The 18713-nt window shown below is 65.2% G+C and carries 19 protein-coding genes; 9 read left to right on the plus strand and 10 right to left on the minus strand.

The features are described 5' to 3' along the window. Positions 1-354: 354 nt before the first annotated feature. The 7 genes from SMD10_RS03350 to SMD10_RS03380 are packed head-to-tail and all read right to left on the minus strand — an operon-like array spanning position 355 to position 7022. On the minus strand, positions 355-1260 hold the full coding sequence (locus SMD10_RS03350) for an ABC transporter permease (protein ID WP_331684236.1): 906 nt from the start codon (positions 1258-1260) through the stop codon (positions 355-357). Between the two features lie 12 nt (positions 1261-1272). Beyond that, positions 1273-2289, minus strand: a complete 1017-nt coding sequence (locus SMD10_RS03355) for an ABC transporter permease (RefSeq protein WP_331684237.1) — start codon at positions 2287-2289, stop codon at positions 1273-1275. Beyond that, positions 2286-3311: an ABC transporter ATP-binding protein gene (locus SMD10_RS03360; RefSeq protein WP_331684238.1), complete on the minus strand. Its 1026-nt coding sequence runs from the start codon at positions 3309-3311 to the stop codon at positions 2286-2288. The genes SMD10_RS03355 and SMD10_RS03360 overlap by 4 nt, the downstream gene beginning before the upstream one ends. Next, positions 3308-4366, minus strand: coding sequence for an oligopeptide/dipeptide ABC transporter ATP-binding protein (locus tag SMD10_RS03365; RefSeq protein WP_331684240.1), 1059 nt, complete (start codon positions 4364-4366; stop codon positions 3308-3310). Before SMD10_RS03365 ends, SMD10_RS03360 begins: the two co-directional genes overlap by 4 nt. Positions 4367-4404: 38 nt before the next feature. Continuing rightward, entirely contained in the window at positions 4405-4860 is a 456-nt protein-coding gene (locus SMD10_RS03370) for a hypothetical protein (RefSeq protein ID WP_331684241.1), read from the minus strand. Continuing rightward, on the minus strand, positions 4857-6149 hold the full coding sequence (locus tag SMD10_RS03375) for a M28 family peptidase (protein ID WP_331684242.1): 1293 nt from the start codon (positions 6147-6149) through the stop codon (positions 4857-4859). Before SMD10_RS03375 ends, SMD10_RS03370 begins: the two co-directional genes overlap by 4 nt. A 15-nt stretch (positions 6150-6164) precedes the next feature. Further along, positions 6165-7022, minus strand: coding sequence for an alpha/beta hydrolase (locus tag SMD10_RS03380; protein ID WP_432757172.1), 858 nt, complete (start codon positions 7020-7022; stop codon positions 6165-6167). 159 nt (positions 7023-7181) lie between these two features. Between SMD10_RS03380 and SMD10_RS03385 the strand changes: the two genes are divergently transcribed. Next, positions 7182-7805 (plus strand): GntR family transcriptional regulator, encoded by a 624-nt coding sequence (locus tag SMD10_RS03385; protein WP_331684244.1) that lies wholly within the window; start codon positions 7182-7184, stop codon positions 7803-7805. A gap of 201 nt (positions 7806-8006) precedes the next feature. On the opposite strand, the gene SMD10_RS03390 is transcribed toward SMD10_RS03385, so the two are convergent. Beyond that, positions 8007-8573, minus strand: a complete 567-nt coding sequence (locus tag SMD10_RS03390) for an O-methyltransferase (RefSeq protein ID WP_331684245.1) — start codon at positions 8571-8573, stop codon at positions 8007-8009. Positions 8574-8648: 75 nt separating this feature from the next. After that, complete coding sequence (locus SMD10_RS03395) at positions 8649-9404, minus strand: DUF2218 domain-containing protein (protein WP_331684246.1); 756 nt, start codon at positions 9402-9404, stop codon at positions 8649-8651. A gap of 392 nt (positions 9405-9796) precedes the next feature. Here SMD10_RS03395 and SMD10_RS03400 point away from each other — a divergent pair, with 392 nt between their 5' ends. Further along, positions 9797-10276 (plus strand): EF-hand domain-containing protein, encoded by a 480-nt coding sequence (locus tag SMD10_RS03400; RefSeq protein ID WP_331684247.1) that lies wholly within the window; start codon positions 9797-9799, stop codon positions 10274-10276. A gap of 80 nt (positions 10277-10356) precedes the next feature. Here SMD10_RS03400 and SMD10_RS03405 read toward each other — a convergent pair whose 3' ends face one another. Further along, positions 10357-10743: a RidA family protein gene (locus SMD10_RS03405; protein ID WP_331684248.1), complete on the minus strand. Its 387-nt coding sequence runs from the start codon at positions 10741-10743 to the stop codon at positions 10357-10359. Positions 10744-11108: 365 nt separating this feature from the next. Between SMD10_RS03405 and hpaD the strand changes: the two genes are divergently transcribed. The 7 genes from hpaD to hpaI all read left to right on the plus strand — a co-directional run bounded on the left by hpaD (position 11109) and on the right by hpaI (position 18695). Further along, entirely contained in the window at positions 11109-12119 is a 1011-nt protein-coding gene (hpaD, locus tag SMD10_RS03410) for a 3,4-dihydroxyphenylacetate 2,3-dioxygenase (protein ID WP_331684249.1), read from the plus strand. Positions 12120-12200: 81 nt separating this feature from the next. Continuing rightward, positions 12201-13502 carry an FAD-dependent monooxygenase gene (locus tag SMD10_RS03415; protein WP_331684250.1) on the plus strand — a complete coding sequence of 434 codons (1302 nt, stop codon included), beginning with the start codon at positions 12201-12203 and terminating at the stop codon, positions 13500-13502. Positions 13503-13607: 105 nt separating this feature from the next. Then, entirely contained in the window at positions 13608-14651 is a 1044-nt protein-coding gene (locus SMD10_RS03420; RefSeq protein WP_331684251.1) for an amidohydrolase family protein, read from the plus strand. Positions 14652-14732: 81 nt separating this feature from the next. Beyond that, complete coding sequence (gene gabD / locus SMD10_RS03425) at positions 14733-16187, plus strand: NADP-dependent succinate-semialdehyde dehydrogenase (protein ID WP_331684252.1); 1455 nt, start codon at positions 14733-14735, stop codon at positions 16185-16187. A 15-nt stretch (positions 16188-16202) separates the two neighbouring features. Next, on the plus strand, positions 16203-17075 hold the full coding sequence (locus tag SMD10_RS03430) for a fumarylacetoacetate hydrolase family protein (protein ID WP_432757173.1): 873 nt from the start codon (positions 16203-16205) through the stop codon (positions 17073-17075). Beyond that, entirely contained in the window at positions 17075-17878 is an 804-nt protein-coding gene (gene hpaH, locus SMD10_RS03435) for a 2-oxo-hept-4-ene-1,7-dioate hydratase (RefSeq protein ID WP_331684253.1), read from the plus strand. The genes SMD10_RS03430 and hpaH overlap by 1 nt, the downstream gene beginning before the upstream one ends. 7 nt (positions 17879-17885) lie before the next feature. Further along, complete coding sequence (gene hpaI, locus SMD10_RS03440) at positions 17886-18695, plus strand: 4-hydroxy-2-oxoheptanedioate aldolase (RefSeq protein WP_331684254.1); 810 nt, start codon at positions 17886-17888, stop codon at positions 18693-18695. Positions 18696-18713: the final 18 nt, after the last annotated feature.

Consider the following 18713-nt stretch of genomic DNA (forward strand, 5'->3'; position numbering starts at 1 on the left):
GCTGGATAGGAAAATGGACGTCTTGAGGTTCGAAATGGACATGAAGGCCCCCGTTTAGTTTAGTGGCTTGCACTCGTGTGCAAACAGGGCTTAGCATCACTTGTACGAAACTCGTATGTCAATGGAATTTTTGATCCAGCGCAAAGAGTGGCGCTTCCGGTGCCATTCGCGACGTGCGCCACGAGGATCGTTTACCGAATTTCGTCTCGGTGGCTGGCCCAGGAGAAGGAGCGGCGTGGTCTTTCGCTCCAGCACCGTCGGAGCCCCCATGGCAGGGCGGAGCCCATGGCGGGACACGCTTAAGAAAGGCGCGCGACCAGTCTGTGCAGACGACGGTGGCCTGATGATCGAGACTCAGGCCTTCGACTTGGGGTCGAGAGCGTCGCGCATGCCGTCGCCGATCAGGTTGAACGACAGCACCGTCAGGAAGATCGCCACACCGGGCAGGATCGACAGATAGGGCGCCGAAAACAGATATTGCTGCGCATCGTTCAGCATCGCGCCCCATTCCGGGGTCGGCGGTTGGGCGCCCAGCCCGAGAAAGCTCAGCACCGCCGCCGCGAGGATGGCGTCGCCGAGGCTCAAGGTCGCGTAGACCGCGATCGGACCCAGAATGTTGGGCATGATCTCGCGCAGGATGATGCGGCTGTGGGGGGCGCCGATCGTGTGGGCGGCCTCGATATAGGTCAGCCCGCGGACCGCGAGGGTCGAGGCGCGCGCCAGCCGGGCGAAGCGCGGGATGCGCACGATGCCGATGGCGATGATCCCGGTCTGCAGCGAAGGCCCCAGGACGCCGGCGATCAGCACCGCCAGAAGCACGTAGGGCAAGGCCATCATGATATCGGCGGCGCGCATGGTGAGCGCTTCGGCGATGCCGCCGAAATAGCCGGCGACCACGCCGAGAGCCGTGCCCACCGTCACTGCGATGATGACCGCCAGAAAGCCCATCCAGAGCGAGATGCGGCTGCCCCAGATGACCCGGCTGAAAACGTCACGGCCGAGATGGTCGATGCCGAAGGGATGCGCCCAACTCGGCGGCACCAGCACGCCGTCGGCATAATCATCGGGCGCGTAGGGCGCGATCCACGGCGCGAAGATCGCGATCAGCAGCAGCGCGAGCAGAAAGGCGGCGCCGAGCGCCGCCAGAGGTCGGCGCTGGACGAACCGGCCGAGACGCCCCGGCAGCAGCGGCCGGCGTGGCCCGCGCTCGGCCCTGGCGCGCATGCGGGCCCATGTGCGGGCATCGGTGTTCAAGGACATCGCCCCGTCTCCTCAGTTTCGCACACGCGGGTCGATCAGTCCGTAGGAGACGTCGACGATCAGATTCACCAGCACGACGATGATCGCGTAGACGATGACGGCGCCCTGCACGGCGGCGTAGTCGTTGGAATAGATCGCGTTCATCATGTAGCTGCCGAGACCCGGCCAGGAGAACAGTTTCTCGGTGACGATCGAACCGCCGAGATAGACGCCGATCTCCAGGCCGATGACGGTGATCACCGGGATCATCGCATTGCGCAGCACATGACGTAGCAAAACGCCGCCGAAGCCGAGGCCGCGCGCCAGCCCGGCGCGCACATAATCCTCGTTGATCACCTCCAGAACGCTGGCCCGTGTGGTGCGGGCGATCAGGGCGGCCGGCGCCGTCGCCAGGGTCACGGCCGGCAGAACGATATGATGGAGCACGTCGGCGAGGCCCGACCAATTGCCGGTCAGTATCGCGTCGATGAGGGTGAAGCCGGTGACCGCCTGGATGATGGTGCTGTAGTCGGCCATGCCGCCGGTGGGGAAGAAATCGAACTCGACCGCCAGCAGCTCGATCAGGATGATGCCGACCCAGAAAACCGGCATGGAAACGCCCGCCAGGCTGAGCAGCATGCTTCCGCCGTCGATCCAGCTGCCACGCCAGACCGCCGCGCAGAAGCCGAGGAACAGGCCGGCCGCGGTGCCGATCAGCACGGCCACCAGGGCCAGTTCGGCCGTCGCCTTGAGCTTGGTCCGGACCGTCGGCAGCACCGGATCCTGCGATTGCAGCGAGCGACCGAGATCGCCGTGCAAGGCGTTGCCGGCCCATCGGAGATACTGGGCCGGCAGGCTGAGATCGAGGCCGAGTTCGGCCTGCAATTCGTCATACTGATCCTGCGTCACCATCTCGTCGCCGAGCATCTGGGCGACCGGATCGCCGGGCATCGCCCGCACGAACAGGAAGATCATGATCGACAGGGCGAACAGCACGAACAGGCTGTTCGCAAGCCGGCGCGCGATCATCATGAGCACGGCTGAAGTCATCGCACGGCCTCCGCCCTGGCGGATTCGGCGGCCGGCAGCGGCGTCTCCTCGAACAGATGGCAGCGCACGTCGCGCCCGGCGACGGGGCGCGGAGCCGGCGCGACGTCTTCGCAGATCGGCCCGATCTTGAAGGCGCAGCGGGTGTGAAACGGGCAGCCGCGCGGACGCGCCGTATTGGACGGAATCTCGCCCTCCAGCTTGCCCTGTTTCGGGTCGCGGCCGGGCCGCAACTGCGGCGTCGAGGCGAGCAGCGCGCGCGTATAGGGATGCTTCGGCTCGGCGAAAATGTCCTCGGTGCGGCCGTATTCGACGATCCGCCCCAGATACATGATCGCCAGGCGCGAGGTCATGAAGCGCATCAGATTGAGGTCGTGGGTGATGAACAGGCAGCCGATGCCGAACTCGCGCTGCAATTCGCGCACGAAGTTCAGCACCACCGCCTGCACCGAGACGTCGAGCGCCGATGTCGGCTCGTCGAGGATCAGGAAATCCGGCTGCAGCATCAGCGCCCGGCCGATCGCGATGCGCTGGCGCTGACCGCCGGAGAACTCATGGGGAAAGCGGTCGACATGCTGGGCGCCCAGCCCGACGCGCTCCAGCATCTCGACCACCTTGGCGCGCCGTTCGGTCGAGCTCATTCGGGTGTGGATGGCCAAGGGATCGTCGAGGATCGCGCCGACGCGCCGCCGCGGATTGAGCGAGGTGAACGGATCCTGGAAGACCATCTGGATGTGCGCAGGCAGATGCGCGCGGGCGATCTCCGAAAGGTCGCGGCCGGCGATGCGGATGGTGCCGGCGCTCGGCGCCTCCATGTTCATCAAAAGCCTCGCGAGCGAGCTCTTGCCGCAGCCGGACTCGCCCGCCAGCCCGACGATCTCGCCCCGCTCGACGCTCAGCGACACGCCGTCGACCGCCCGCACCACCTTCGGCTGTCCGCCGAGAAAACCGGGCAGGCCGCCGGACAGCCGGAAGTCGAGCGTCACGTCGTCGACGCTGAGCCTTGTCTCACTCGCCGCGTTCAATGGATCTTCTCGTCGACATGGGGGTGAAAGCAGGCGACGCGTCGCCCCGGCAGCGGGCTGGTGTCGGTGGGCCGGACGTTGCAGATCTCGGTTCGCCGCTCGCAGCGGTTGGCGAAGCGGCACCCGGGGGGCGGCACGATCAGGTCCGGCAGACTGCCGGGGATCGGTTCGAGATCGACCGCATCGGGAGCCGGATAGGCGGCCAGCAGCCTTCGCGTATAGGGATGGGCGGGATTGGCGAAGACCTCCCGCGTCGGCCCCTCTTCCACGACGCGGCCGGCGTACATCACCGCCACGCGATCGCAGTTCTCGGCGGCCACGCCGAGATCATGGGTGATCAGCATGACCGCCACTCCGACCTCGCTGTCGGGAACGACGCGGACCACCACCTTGTCCAGCTTGGCGGGGCCATCCCAGTAGTCGTCGTTGCGCTCGAGTTCGATGAAGTTGTCCTTCTGCCAGGAGACGAACTTGAACGGACCGGTGCCGACCGGATGCTCGCGGAACCCCTCGGGGTCCTTCTTCACCGCGGTCGGGCTGACGATATAGCTCATGTAGATCGCCAGATTCGGCAGCATTGCCGGGGCCGGAGCGCTGAGCTTGATCTCCACCGTCTGCGGATCGACCGCGACGACGTCCGTCATGTCGGGGAATTTCGACGGCCAGCGAACGAAATGCGGCGAATAATATTCGCTGGACTTGTCGAACTGGCGCTTGAAGGAGAACACCACTGCATCGGCGTCGAACGGCGTGCCGTCGTGGAATTTCACGTCGTCGCGCAGATGGAAGGTCCAGGTCAGGCCGTCCTCGGAAATGTCCCAGGACTTGGCGAGCGCCGGCACGACATCGACGCTCTCGCCGTCGAACTTCACCAGACCGTCGAAGACCCAATCGCCGATCTTCTGGTCCTCGATGGACTGCGCCTCTCCCGGATCAAGCGACTGCGAGTCGGCGGGACGGGCGATGACCATCGTCTGGGCGCTTGCCGGCAGGGCTGCCACCAAGACGGAGGACGCGAGCAATCCGGCGGTCGCCAGGGATCGTATGAGTCTCATGCCAAGATACCTCTCTGCTGGCCGTAATCTGTCGGGTCTCAGGTTCGCTGGATATGCCGGGTGGCGCGGACGAGCGCATCGGCGGTTCGGGTGATCTGTCGCCGCAGTCCGATTGTCTGCATCTTCAGGGCGTCGGAGTCGGCCGGTGCCAGATCGAGAAGCCCCGCCAGGCCGGGCAGCAGCCGGGTCCCGGTCGCCGGATCCTGGGCGAATTCCGACCCGGCCTGATAGAGCACCGGGTTGATGAGGCGCGTGACGGCCATCAGCGTGCGGTCGTAGGACAGAGCCGAAATCGGATTTTTCGCAGCCGCCTCAGCCCCCTCCGCCAAGGCCTCGGCGCCGTCGCGGAAACCACGCCAAGCCTGCCAAAGCGTCGTCAGGTCGATGCGGCCTGCCGCAGCCGTCTCGTATTCGTTCAGCACGCCCTCGATCTCGTTTGCCACCGCGCGCAGATCGAACGGCAGCACGGGGCCGTCGGTGACGGCGTCGATCATGCGGAAATGCACGTCGGTGTCGCGCGCCAGGATGTCGGGGCCGATCTTGTCGAGCGTCTCATGTTCCGTGTGCCACCACCAGGCGCCGCCGGAGCCGCTGATCGTCGGCGAGCGGTCGGAGTGGCCGTCGCGGGCAGCATGGAGACGATCTGCAACGAGGTGAGCCCGACGCCCCAGAACGACTGGTCGGAGGACCGGCTCGGCCGGGTGATGTCGCCCGACGGCTCCGGCCGCTTCCACTGTCGCTCGAAGCGCGCCTGATCTTGCGGCGATAGCGGCTCGACCATCTCCTCCAGCATCCGGGCCGAGAAATCGCCGATTTCGGCCATCTGATTGCGGGCAAGGCAGAGCGTTGCCTCGCGGGTGCCGACACTGTCGACGTTGAAATAGAGGATCGCCTTGTCGCGCAGGTCCCGCCAATGGGTGTCGGCATAGATGCCGGAACCCGAATATCGACCGTGCGTATGGCCGGGCCACCAGGCCAGGCGCAGGCCATAGCGGCGGGGCTCCGACTTTTGCGCCATCAGCCGCGCCACCTCGACCAAGAGGGCATTGGCGGTGATGTTGTCGGTGGAGCCGTCGAACCAGGTGCAATAGTGCGACCCCAGGAGCAGGAACTCCGGTTCGCGTCCCGGGATGTCCAGCACCGGCAGGCGAACTTTCCGCCAGCCCTCGAAATGCTCGGCGACGAGATGGATGCGGCCGCCATCGACCGCGGCTTCGGCCAAGCGTTCTCCGTCCGGCTTGTTGATCGAGGCGACGGGCAGACGGGGCATCCGTGCCAGTTCCGCCTCGGAGGCCGGCGAGCCCCACACCGGCGAAAGCGTCATCTTGTGGCGCTGCGGACCGTCGGACATGCAGATGACGGCGGCAGCCCCGTGCTGCAGCGCGAGCTTTACCACGCCATAGGTGGGCAGGCCGCGCACCAGGGCTGCCTTTCCCTCGACATCGATCGAGGCGTAGTCGGCGGCCTTGCCTGTGCCGGCACCGATCAGTTCGGCCGTCAGGCCTTCGGCGGAGGTCGCTCCGCCGAAGGCGACGCCGACCGCCTCGACCGGCTCACCATCCGGCCCGCCGAACCGCAATTCGGTGCGGGTGGGATAGCCGACATAGTTGTCGTGTTCCTCGACGATGGGCTGCAAGCCATAGGACCGCAGGCGATCGCAGATGATCTCGGCGGCCTTGGCCTCTTCGTCCGAGCCCGAGCGCTTCTCGCCGAGGGCGCACAGGGCCGCGGCCGTCCGCATCAGTTCGTCGGCGTCGGCGCACGGCAGATCGGAATGCTCCATGGCTCGTGTCCTTGCCTAGCGGGCGTTGCGGCGATCGGCGAGAACGTCGCCGAAGAACGTCTTTACGGCATCGAGACAGCGCATGCCGTCATGCGCCATGTTCGGGATGAGATCGAACCGCACCGCAATTCCGACCGCCTCGAAGGAGGCTTGCAGGGCGCGCAGACGCTCCGGCCGCGTCGCGCCGGCATCGTTGGCGCCCTCCATCCAGTGGCGGCCGCCGGGCTTGTGGGTGATTTCCCAGGTTTCGGTGTCGGCCGCCCCGACCACCATCTGCACCGGCACCGCGGCCATGGCGCTCGGCCGGAACTCCACGCCGAACCGGCTCTCCAGATCGCCGACGCCGGTCCACCAGCTACGGTCCGCGTCGAGCCGCGTCACCGATCCCGGCGCGCCGATCGAAGCCGCCCAAAGCCGATCCGGGTGCAGGATGAGGAAGCGGTGGCAGAAGTGCCCGCCGCCGGAATAGCCGAACAATGCGAAACGATCGAAGGCGCGCTTGTAGCGGTCGCCGATCTCACCGACCATCGCCAGCAGGATCTCGTCGTAGCGGATGTCGCCCTCGACCATGTATTTGAAGCCGTCGCGATTGCCGTCCCCCAGGACTCCGACCGGGAACAGGGGCGCCAGGACGATGCAGTTGTTCCAGCGCCCGAACTCGGCGAAGGCATCGCGATAGGCGACGAAGCTGCGTCCGGTGCCGTGCATGACGACGACCATCTCGGTCGTGTCGTCGATCTCGGGCGGCACATAAAGGCAGTAGGAAAAGCGCGGATCAGCCTCGCAGGCGCGGATCGTCGTCGCTCCGGTGTCGTAGAGACGCTTCCCGCGCACCTGCTTTTCGTCGAGGGTTTCAGACACCGCCTCACTCATGTCGCACCAAATGTTTTCTATTTTGGCGCCAATCTATGCATCCTTTTTGTGATCCGGCAATAGGCAAACTTTTTGGGTGATGATTTTCCGCTCAGGAGTTGGCGCAGCGCATGGGGCGCTGTATCTAGGACCGACGACCTCGGAGCGCTGGGAGAAGCGATGACTGTCGACATGCCGGGTGTGGCAACGTCCGACGAAGTGACACAGGCGATTGCACTCGATATCCAGACCGGTCAGCTGCCGCCCGGCACCTGGCTGAAGCAGGTCGATCTACAGGAGCGGTACGGGTGTAGCCGGCTGGAGGTGCGGCGCGCCCTCGACAATCTGGTGATCAAGCGGTTCGTGCAGCGCGAGCCGCATCGCGGCTATTACGTGTTCCGGCTGGAAGAGCCGCGCGTCACCGAAAACCGGGAGATCCGGCTGATCCTGGAAAGCGCGGCCGCCGAAGGCGTCACCGCGCGGGCCGGGACCGAGGACATTGAACGCCTGGAGGCCGCGGCCGCGGCGTTCGCAGACGCGGTCAAACACGGGACGGTGCTGACCCAGTTCGAGGCCAACATGGCCTTTCACGGCGCCATGTATGCCTTATGCGGCAATGCCGAACTCGCCAATCTGATCGCCGAATATCGCAGCCGTGGACCCGCCGCGCCGCTGACGCAGTGGAAATCCTTCGCCCGGCTGCAAAAGTCGTCCGACGAGCATTTCGAAATGATCGAAGCGGTTCGTCGTCGTGACGTGGCGGGGCTGAAGGATTGCATCGAAAAGCACCTCCGGCAGACCTGAGCCGGTCGGAGATCATCGGCAAGCCACGGTCGACGGCTATGGAAGCGAGCCGAGCGGGGGCGCTCGGCAGCAGTGCCGGCGACGATGCCCGCGCCTTCGACCGCGCCTCAAGGCGGCAGCGCAGGGGTCAGCGGTCGCCGGCAACTTACGGCGACCCCGCACGCCACGAGCGGCTGTCGACCAATCGGGCGAGATCGGATCTCAGTTCGGTTCGAGCCGGCTGATCTCCAGCCCGGTCCCGACCGGCAGCAGCACGCTGGTCATGCCCGGCTTGGCGCGCACGGCTTCGCTATAGCGCCTCAGATTCTCGCCACCCGGCCGCAGCATGTTGTCGGCCGCGACGATCGCGCCGGACTTGAGCTTCGGATAGAATGCATGGAGGCAAGGGACATAAAGGTCCTTCCAGAGATCGAGCAGCACGAAGTCGACCCCGTCCTCCATCTCGGCGATCATCTGGACGGCATCGCCCACCTTGAACTCGACCCAGTCGGCAAGGCCCGCCTTGACCGCCATGTCGTGTGCGAACGCCGACTTGTAGTCGTGCTGCTCCATCGTGATCAGGCGCCCGCCGGTGGCCCTTGCCGCCTCGGCCAGCCAGATCCCGGAATAGCCGTAGGACGTGCCGATCTCCAGGATCGTCGGATGCTCGAGGCTCTTGACGATCAAGGCGATCATTTGGGCCGCATCGGGCGCGATGGCGCGATGGCGCGATGGCGCGCAGGCGGCGATCCGGCTCGCCCTCCGGAACGGCCGATGGACGGCCGACACGCTAGGCTCGCTCCTGGCGGATGAGATCGCCATAGGCGTCGAATACGGCGGCAACCTTGTCGTCCATCAGCGGTGTCATGCGGGGCGCCAATCGATCTGCATCTCCTCGCGGAATGCGAAGCGGACGAGATGGCGCTCGACGACGTCCTGGAGCTGTGCCAACTGCGTTTCGTCGGGCGCCGCGAGCTTCATGGTCAGCACGTCGTTCCCGGCCTCCAGCCGACACTCGCCGATCGAAAAGGCGATCTGGCCCTGGCTCGGATCGAAAGTGACGGGCCGCTTGTTCTGGAAGTGCTTGCACAGCTGCTGCAGGTATTTCGAGGCGCTCGGCGTCGCCACCTCGGCAACGCTCTTGGCGGGAAGATCGCTCGGGGGTTGATCGTTCATGGGGACAATCTCCAGGGTCTGGGCCGCCGCGTCGATCGCTGCGGCAATGGTTTCGGCTGCGGCTTCGTCGATCGGCCCATGTTCGAGCCGACGGTGCAGCGCGCGCTTCAGGTTCTTCATCGAGCGAATGAGCCGAAAAGGGGCTTCGTGGGTCTCCGTCGTTTGGCGGCGGGACATCAGGTATTCCACGGCCGCGCGGTTGGCGGAGAGAAAGGCCTCGCCTTCTGCGGTGATGCGATAGGTCTTGCGGCCGGCTTCCCGGGTGTCGATTGCGGCGTAACCGACGTCGTCTAGCCATGCCAGCGTCGGGTAGATGACGCCGGGGCTCGGCGTGTAACGGCCGCCGGAATGATCGGCGATCGCCTTGATGAGCTCGTAGCCGTGACGGGGCCGCTCGGCGATCATCGCCAGAATGACCAGTCGAAGGTCACCGTAGTCGAACAACCGGGAACCGGACCGACCGCTCCGGCCAAATCGACGATGTCCGTGGCCACGATGATCGCGGTCGTCGGGAAGGGAAGAGTCAGGCTCCGGCCTATCCGAATGTCGGTGTCTCATGGCCGGAATCTTAATTCCGATATATCGGCAGTCAAGATATAACGAATTTTCGATCGCCCCGGACCAGTCCGGTTCGCCATTTATCGAAGAACTTTGTCGTAACGTGTCGCGGCGCGCCCGACTGCGACGGTCGGCGACACTTTCGCCGTTTTGCCGGGATCGTTCTGCGACATCTGCCGGCTATTCGTCGACCGTCGGAAACCCAATCTGGAGCGATACCGATGAGGAAGACATCCACCCTGACGGCCGTAGCGCTGGCACTTTCGCTTGGCGGGACCATGGCCGCGCATGCCGGGTTCTTCAGTGAAAAAATTGCCACGCCTTTTCCGCTGACGAACAACGAAGCCGAGAACCCATACGGTCATCTCTCGGGGAGCAGCAAGGACAGCGCGAATCCGTATGCCCGGCCCGGCGTTGTGGTGAGCGGGCAGCACGGTCTGTGGGGTCGAACCGAGCCGCTCGACTGGGTGCTCGAACTGGATCAGGACGACAATGGCTCCATCACCCAGTCCGAAGTCGATCAAGCGCGCACGAAGAAGATGGCGTCCTTCGACAGCGACGGCGACGGCACGCTGTCGCTCGACGAATACAGGACCCTCTGGCTCGACAGAATGAGTGGCGAAATGGTCGACGCCTTCCAGGCGAGCGATGCCGATGGCAATGGCCAGGTGACGAAAGAGGAGTTCAACGCGCTTTTCTCCAACCTCGTTGCGCGTCTCGACACCAATGGCGACGGCGTCGTGAGTTCGGCCGGCTGACGCCGTGCCTGCCAGGCCGCGCCCGTCTCCCGAAGGGAGGGACGGCCGGTTCCGACGGTTTTGCCGGTCGGTGCGAAATCTCAGTCGGCCAGCACCGCGATGAAATCGCACTGGATCAGCATGCCGCCCTGGAGATCACCTTGCATGGCATGTCGCGCCGGTCGGTTCGCCGGGTCGGGAAACATCGCCTCCCAATGCGGGTTCACCACGGCCCGCTGCGAACGGTCCTTCATCCACAGTGTCACCTTGATGATGTCGTCGGTGGTGGCGCCGGCCGCCTCGACGATCTCGCGCACATGGGCGAACATCAGCGCGCATTGGCGATCCAGCCCTTCCGCTGTCTTGCCCGTTTCGGGGTCGAGGCCGTGGATGCCGCCGGAATAGACCATATGGCCGATGCGGCATGCCGCGGGCACCGGATTCCTGTGCGCGAAACCCTCGGCATAGATGCTCTGTCTGCTGGCCATGGCCTGATCCCTGGATCTCTGCAATTTCCGAAAGAGGCGAGCGGCTGGCGCCTTGCCGCGTCGTCGGACGACATCGCCTGGCGACGCATGGGCCTTGCCCCCAACAATCCGCGCCATACTGGAAATCGCCGGGAACCGTCGCAACGTGAGCCGGCCCGTTCTTTCACATTGCGGACATTGTCAGCGGACCCTCCGTCTCACGATCCGTGGCGATTCGCTGGATCGGCCGAAATTTCGCAATATGAACAAATGCCGCAAGTCGGCTTGTTCTGCGCCGCCCCTCCGCCGATAGCTCTGCGGGGCCATCGAGAGCATTCGGCCGTCGACGATGGTGTCGCCTATGCAGGGCAGGGAGGAAAACGCCGATGAGCATGGACGATTTTGTTCTGCATCCGCCGTTCGACGTCACGCGGGCGAGCCATACGGTTCTCACGGCCCGGGACCTTGCTGCGAGCAAGCACTTCTACACCGAACTGGTCGGGCTGGTGGTCAGCGACGAGGACTCCGACGCGCTCTACCTGCGTGGCCGGGAGGAGAGCTGCCATCACAGCCTGGTTTTGCGCAAGGGCGATACCCCGCGCTGCGAGCGCGTCGGGTTCCGAATGCGGACCGACGACGACATCAAGGCCGCCAAAGACTATTTCGACGAACGCGGCGTTGCGGCGAGCCTCGTCGACGTTCCCTATCAGGGGCTGACGCTTCACGTGTCGGACAGTCTCGGCGTGCCTCTCGAGTTCTGCGCCGAAATGGAACGCCGGCCGCGCATGATGACGGCCTACGACAAGTATCGCGGCGCCAGCGCACAGCGCCATGACCATTGGCAGCTCCAGTCCTACGATGTCGGACGGTCGTACGAATTCTACAGACCGCTCGGCTTCCGGCTCAGCGAATACACCTTCTCCAAGAAGCCGGAGGGCGGTGAGCATCTCTGGGGTGTCTGGCTGCAGCGCAAGGGCAATCCGCACGATATCGTCTTCACGCACGGCCCCGGGCCGCGCCTGCACCACTTCGCCTACCTGCTGCGCGACGCGCACGATATGGTGCATGCCTGCGACGTCGCCGGGGCACTCGGTTTCGCTCCGACGCTGGAGCGCGGTCCGGGCCGGCACGGCATCAGCGGCGCGATGTTCATCTATTTCCGCGATCCGGACGGCCATCGGATCGAGCTGTTCAACACCCACTATCAGGCCATCGACATCGAGCCGCCGATGGCCTGGGACCTGGCCGATCCGAAGCGGGCGGATCAGTGGGGCCTCCCCGCCCAGGAAAAATGGTTCATGGAGGCCACGCAGTTTGCCGGGCTTGAGCCGCATCAGCCCGAGCTGCAGGTGGATCTGCCGACGCTCGAACGCTTCCTGAAGCTCGCCGTCGCCTGAGCGATCAGTTTTTCCGCCGCGAGCGGGGTCCGATCCGCGGTCTCGCCTGTGGCGCGACCACCCTTCAGAAGGAAAAACGAGATGCTGGATATCGCGATCATCGGTGCAGGGCCCGGCGGATTGGCGCTCGCTCTGCGCCTGCATCAGAAGGGCTTCCGGCCGAAGCTCTACGAGGCCGTGAAGGAGCTGAAGCCGCTCGGCGTCGGCATCGACGTCAAGGTCTACGGGACCAGGGAAGTCACCGAGTTGGGGCTCCTGGACGAATTCCGCGCCATCTCGGTCGAAGCCAAGGAATCGCTGTTCTTCACCCGCTACGGTCAGATGATCTACGGCGAGAAGTGCGGCAAGCACATGGGCTACGAGCACGAGCAGCGTTTCGTGCATCGCGGCACCTTCCAGATGATGCTCTACGATGCGGTGAAGGAGAGACTCGGGCCCGAAGCCGTGGTGCACGGCGCGCGGCTGAAAAGCTTCGAGCAGAATGAGAGCGGCGTCACCATGCGGTTCGAGGCCGAGGAGGGCGTGCCCGAGACGGTGCGCGCCGACGTGATGATCGGCGTCGACGGCATCCATTCGGCGGTGCGCAACCAGCTCGTGCCGGAATCGAAGAGCAGCCACTATTCGGGCATCGCCATGTGGCGTGGCGTCACCGTGCGCCCGCCCTATCGCGACGGCGGCACAATCCTTCATATCGGCGATCCGGTCGCGCAGGGCTCGATGATCGTCTATCCGATCCGCGACGACGTCGACGGCCAGGGCAACACGCTGGTCAATTGGGTCGTCGAACAGAACGGCAAGCCGAAGTCGGCGGAAGACTGGAACGTGCGGATCGAGCCGGACGAGATCGCGCACAAGTTCGACGAGTGCAAGCTCGACTTCCTCGATGTCGGCGAGCTGATCCGCAATGCCCGCGAGGTCTACATCTATCCGCTGGTCGACCGCGATCCCCTCGATCGGTGGTCGTTCGGACGCGTGACGCTGGCCGGCGACGCGGCACACGCGATGTACCCCCGCGGCGGCAACGGCGTCTGCCAGGCCTTGGTCGATACCCGCGTGCTGTCCGAAAAGCTCGCCGAGATCGACGACCCGGTCGAGGCCTTCAAGGCCTACGAGGCGGAACGGCGCGAGTTCGTCAACCGCATCGTCGTCGCCAACCGCGGCGAGGGCCCCGAGGTTGTGCGCCGGATCGTCGAGGAACGTTCGGGGGGACAGCCCTTCGACAACATCGAGGACATCTTTCCGCTCGAAGAGTGCGAGGCGATCTTCCTCGAATACCACCGCATGGCGGGCATGCAGCGTCCCGACGACGCCGGCCCGGTCGGCTTCCGCGACGCGGCGTTCTTCAACGAAGATCGTGCCGCCAAGACGGTCGTGAAGTCCTGAGAACGGCGCGCCGGGCCTCTCCGGGACGCGAGACGCCGGCGATGACCGCGCCGACGCAGGGCGCTTCGCCCCGATTGAGATGATTTGGAACGATAGGAAAACCGAATGACAATCGTCGACGCCAACATGCACTGGCTTCCGGACACGCTGTTCACGGACGAGGACCTGCGTGAGAAGATGATGGGCTGCATCCCGCGCCAGAACGGCATTCACGTGCGGATGGAGCAGATCCAGGGCAAGAACCTGCGCCAGATCATCATCGAGGAGCCCAAGGGCTATGTGAACATCAACTACGCCGAGGGCCAGTACAACATCGACAGCCAGCTCGAGGACATGGACAAGGCCGGAGTCGACAAGGCCGTGTTCCGCATCCCCGTCTGGCAGGAATGGCTGGATCTGGAGGCGTCCAAGCGCGTCAACGACGGATTGGCCGAGTATTGCGCGCGATCCGACCGCTTCACCGCGCTGGCCGTGGCGCCGCCCTGGGGCGACAAGGCCACGCTGCGCGAGGTCGAACGCTGCCTCAATGAGCTCGGCTTCAAGGGCGTCCAGATGGCCTGCAAATATGGCGACATCTACCTCGATAACGAGGCGTTCTTTCCGTATTTCGAATTCCTCAACGACATGAACGTGCCGGTGGTCGTCCACCACACGCCGCTGCCGGTCGACTATGGTTCGATCCTCGACTTCAACAACCAGCGCCGCCAGTACGGCCGCTGCATCGTGCAGGCCACGGCCGTCGGGCGCGAGCTGTTCTCGGGCCTGTTCGACCGCTTCCCGAACCTGCGCCTCAGCCATTCGATGCTGGGCGGCGGCTTCTTCGCCTTCGCCGACATGCTGGTGCCGGCGCCCAAGCATACCTACGGCGATGCGGTCGACCGTTTCGACACCGGCAAGAGCAATCTGCGCGAGCAGCTGCGCAAGAACATCTTCTTCGACATTTCCGGTCCGCCGCAGTGGGGCAAGAAGCAGCTCGAATGCGCGGTCGAGGTGATCGGCGAGGACAACATCCTCTATGGCGCGTCCTACCCGATCCGCAAGGACTGGTTCTTCGACGGCGTGCCGACGATCCAGGGGCTCGATATCTCGGATGTCGCGAAGGAGAAGATCCTGGGCGGCAACGCGCTGAAGCTGTTCGATATCGCCTGATCCGGCGGAGCGACATTCTTGGGACGGCTCCCCCAACGGCGGGCCGGCCATCGCTGCGTGCAAGACACGAAGGAGCATTCGGTGGACCTCGACGCGCCCTGGCTGCTACGACAGGCGGCGCTTGTCGGCGGCAATTGGATCGACGCCGGCTCGACGGAGGCCGTCGACGTCCGCAATCCCGCCACGGGCGAACTGATCGGCCGCGTGCCGAAGCTCGGCGCGTCCGAAACGCGGTCCGCGATCGTCGCGGCCGGCGAAGCGCAGAAATGCTGGGCCCAGCGCACGGCGAAAGATCGGTCGACGATCCTGCGGCGATGGTTCGATCTGATGATCGAGCACAAGCAGGATCTCGGCCGCATCCTGACGCTGGAACAGGGCAAGCCGCTTTCCGAGGCGATCGGTGAGATCGTCTATGGCGCGAGCTTCATCGAGTGGTTTGCCGAAGAAGCGCGCCGCGTCTACGGCGACCTCGTTCCCGGTCACCAGCCGGACAAGCGCATCCTGGTGACGAAGCAGCCGATCGGCGTCGTGGCGGCGATCACGCCGTGGAATTTCCCGAATGCGATGATCACCCGCAAGGCCGGCCCGGCACTCGCCGCCGGCTGCGCCATGGTGCTCAAACCCGCCTCGCAGACTCCGTTTTCGGCCATCGCGCTGGCGGTGCTGGCCGAGAAGGCGGGACTGCCGAAGGGACTGTTCAGCGTCGTCACCGGCTCGGCGCGTGCGATCGGCGGCGAGATGACGAAAAACCCGCTGGTCAAGAAGCTGACCTTCACGGGCTCCACCGAGATCGGTGCCGAACTCTATCGGCAGTGCGCGCCGACGATCAAGAAGCTGGGGTTGGAACTGGGCGGCAACGCGCCGTTCATCGTCTTCGACGACGCCGATCTGGACGCGGCGGTGGAAGGCGCGCTGATCGCCAAGTTCCGCAACAACGGCCAGACCTGCGTCTGTGCCAATCGGCTCTATGTCCAGGACGGCGTCTATCAGGCGTTTGCCGAAAAGCTGGCGAGGGCGGTGGGCGATCTGAAGACCGGCAACGGCTTCGACGAAGGCGTCACGCTCGGCCCCTTGATCGACGGGGCCGCGGTGGACAAGGTGGAGGAGCACGTGGCGGACGCGCTCGCCAAGGGGGCAAGTGTCGCGCTCGGAGGCAAGCGGCATGCGCTCGGCGGCAATTTCTACGAGGCGACCGTGCTGACCGATGTGACCGGCGAGATGGCGGTCGCGCGTGAAGAGACCTTCGGGCCGGTGGCGCCGTTGTTCCGCTTCACCGACGAGGCGGATGTCATCGCCCAGGCCAACGACACCGAGTTCGGTCTTGCCTCCTATTTCTACGCCAAGGAATTGTCGCGGGTGTTTCGCGTTGCCGAGGCGTTGGAATACGGCATGGTCGGGGTCAACACGGGGCTGATCTCGACGGCCGAGGCACCGTTCGGCGGGGTCAAATCCTCCGGACTCGGCCGGGAAGGCTCGAAATACGGCATCGATGAATTTCTGGAGCTGAAATATGTCTGCCTCGGCGGCATCGGCTGAGCGGTGGAGCCTATGATGGAATTGCCGAAGTTCGCCTCGTTTTCCGTTGGCGATGTCCGCAAATACGGCCTCGTCACGGATCGCGGCCTCATCGACCTGGCGGCACGCTACGGCGCGCGATGGCCGACGCTGCGCGAGGTCGTCGCGGACGGTGCCCTGATGCACCTGTTCACCGAAGCCGGGGCTCTCGATCCGGACGTTTCCCCCGACGAGATGCGCTACCAAATCCCCGTGCCGGCACCGGAAAAGATCATCTGTGTCGGCGTCAACTTTCCCGACCGCAACGCCGAATACAAGGACGGCCAGGGGGCGCCCGCCAACCCGTCGCTGTTCGTTCGCTTTCCGGGGTCCTTTACCGGCCACGAGCAGCCGTTGATGCGGCCGCCCGAAAGCACACAGCTCGACTATGAAGGCGAGATCGCCATCATCGTCGGCAAGGCTGGCCGCCGCATCCGCGAGGCGGACGCCCTCGACCATGTCGCGGCCTTGACGCTCTGCAACGAAGGCACGATCCGCGACTGGACCCGGCACGCCAAGTTCAACGTCACCCAGGGCAAGAATTTCGAAAAGAGCGGCGCCATGGGGCCGTGGCTGGTGCCATTTACCGAGGAGGCGCAGATCGCCGACATCGCGTTGGAAACGCGGGTCAACGGCGAGGTGCGCCAGCGGGATCGCACCAGCCGCATGGTGTTCTCGATCCGCAGGATCATCGCCTACATCTCGACCTTTACCGCGCTTGCCCCCGGCGACGTGATCGTCACCGGCACGCCGACCGGTGCCGGGGCCCGCTTCGATCCGCCGATCTGGCTGACGCCCGGCGATGTGGTCGAGGTGGAGGCGCAAGGCATCGGCACCCTGCGCAACACCGTCGCCGACGAGCCCGCGTGATGCTGAGCGAAACGGCGGTCGCCGCAGCGGTCGAGGCGCTCGATGAGGCCGAGCAGACGCGCGTGCAAACGGGTCTGTTGTCGCTCAAGCACCCCGACATGACGATGGACGACGCCTATGCGGTTCAAGGCGCGTGGGTGAAGCGGAAGATCGCCGCGGGCCGCAAGATCATCGGCTGGAAGATCGGGCTGACCTCCAAGGCGATGCAATATGCGCTGAACATCGATACACCCGACTCCGGCGTGCTGTTCGACGACATGGGGTTTGAGAACGGCACGACGATACCGAAGGACCGCTTCATCCAGCCGCGTATCGAAGCCGAGATCGCCTTCGTCATGAAGGCGCCGCTTGAGGGGCCGAATACCAGCGTCTTCGACGTGCTGAACGCCACCGACTACGTCACGCCGGCGCTGGAGATTCTCGATACTCGCATCCTGCGTGTCGATCCCGCCACGAGGACGGCGCGCACGGTCGTCGACACCATCGCCGACAATGCGGCCAATGCGGGCATCGTCGTCGGCGGCCGGGCCATGCGGCCGCACGACGTTGATATGCGCTGGGTGGGCGCGATCGTTTCGCGCAACGCCGAGGTCGAGGAAACCGGACTGGGAGCCGGTGTCCTCAACGATCCGGCACGCGGCATTGCCTGGCTCGCCAATCGCCTGGCTGCTTACGGCGACGGCATCGAAGCCGGGCAGATCGTGCTCGCCGGCTCCTTCATCCGCCCGATCGAGGCTCGGCACGGCGACACCATCGTCGGCGATTTCGGGCCTTACGGCACCGTCAGCAGCCACTTCGAATAGGCCGTCCATGCCCGCCAAGAGGAACATCTTCAAGCAGGTCCTCGCAGCCAAGCGTCCGCAGATCGGCCTTTGGGTGGCACTGGCCAATGCCTATACCGCCGAAATTTGCGGCGGAGCGGGCTTCGATTGGCTGCTGATCGACGGCGAGCATGCGCCCAACGACATCCCGTTGCTGACCGCGCAATTGCAGGCTCTCGCCGCGTCGCCGTCCCATGTGGTCGTCCGCCTGCCGATCGGCGAAACGTGGCTGGTCAAGCAGGTGCTCGACATCGGCGCCGAGACCCTGCTCGTGCCGATGGTGGAATCGGGCGAGCAGGCGCACGAACTGGTGCGCGCCACGCGCTATCCGCCGCAAGGGGTGCGTGGCGTTGGCGCGGCACTGGCGCGAGCCTCCGCGTTCAACCGCACGGCCGATTATCTAACGACGGCCAACGACGAGATCTGCCTGCTGCTGCAGGTCGAGAGCCGGGCCGGCGTGGCGGCACTCGATGTCATCGCGGCGACCGAGGGTGTCGACGGCGTCTTCATCGGACCGGCCGATCTGGCCGCCGACATGGGCTTTCTCGGCCAGCCCGGCGCGTCGGCGGTGCAGGAGGCGGTCGAGAGCGCGATCGCGCGCATCCAGTCCCACGGCAAAGCCGCCGGCATTCTGACCGCAGACCCGGAGCTCGCACGGCGCTATCTCGATCTTGGCGCGACCTTCGTGGCGGTGGGCAGCGACGTCGGTCTGCTTGTCGGGGCGAGCTCGCGTCTGGCGGCCGATTTTCGCGCCGATAGCCGACGGGAGACGACGGAGGAGGGCGGTCAGGTCTATTGAAGGGACTTGCCCAACGTA

Source organism: Consotaella aegiceratis (genome assembly GCF_036541425.1).
GTDB lineage: Bacteria > Pseudomonadota > Alphaproteobacteria > Rhizobiales > Rhizobiaceae > Consotaella > Consotaella aegiceratis.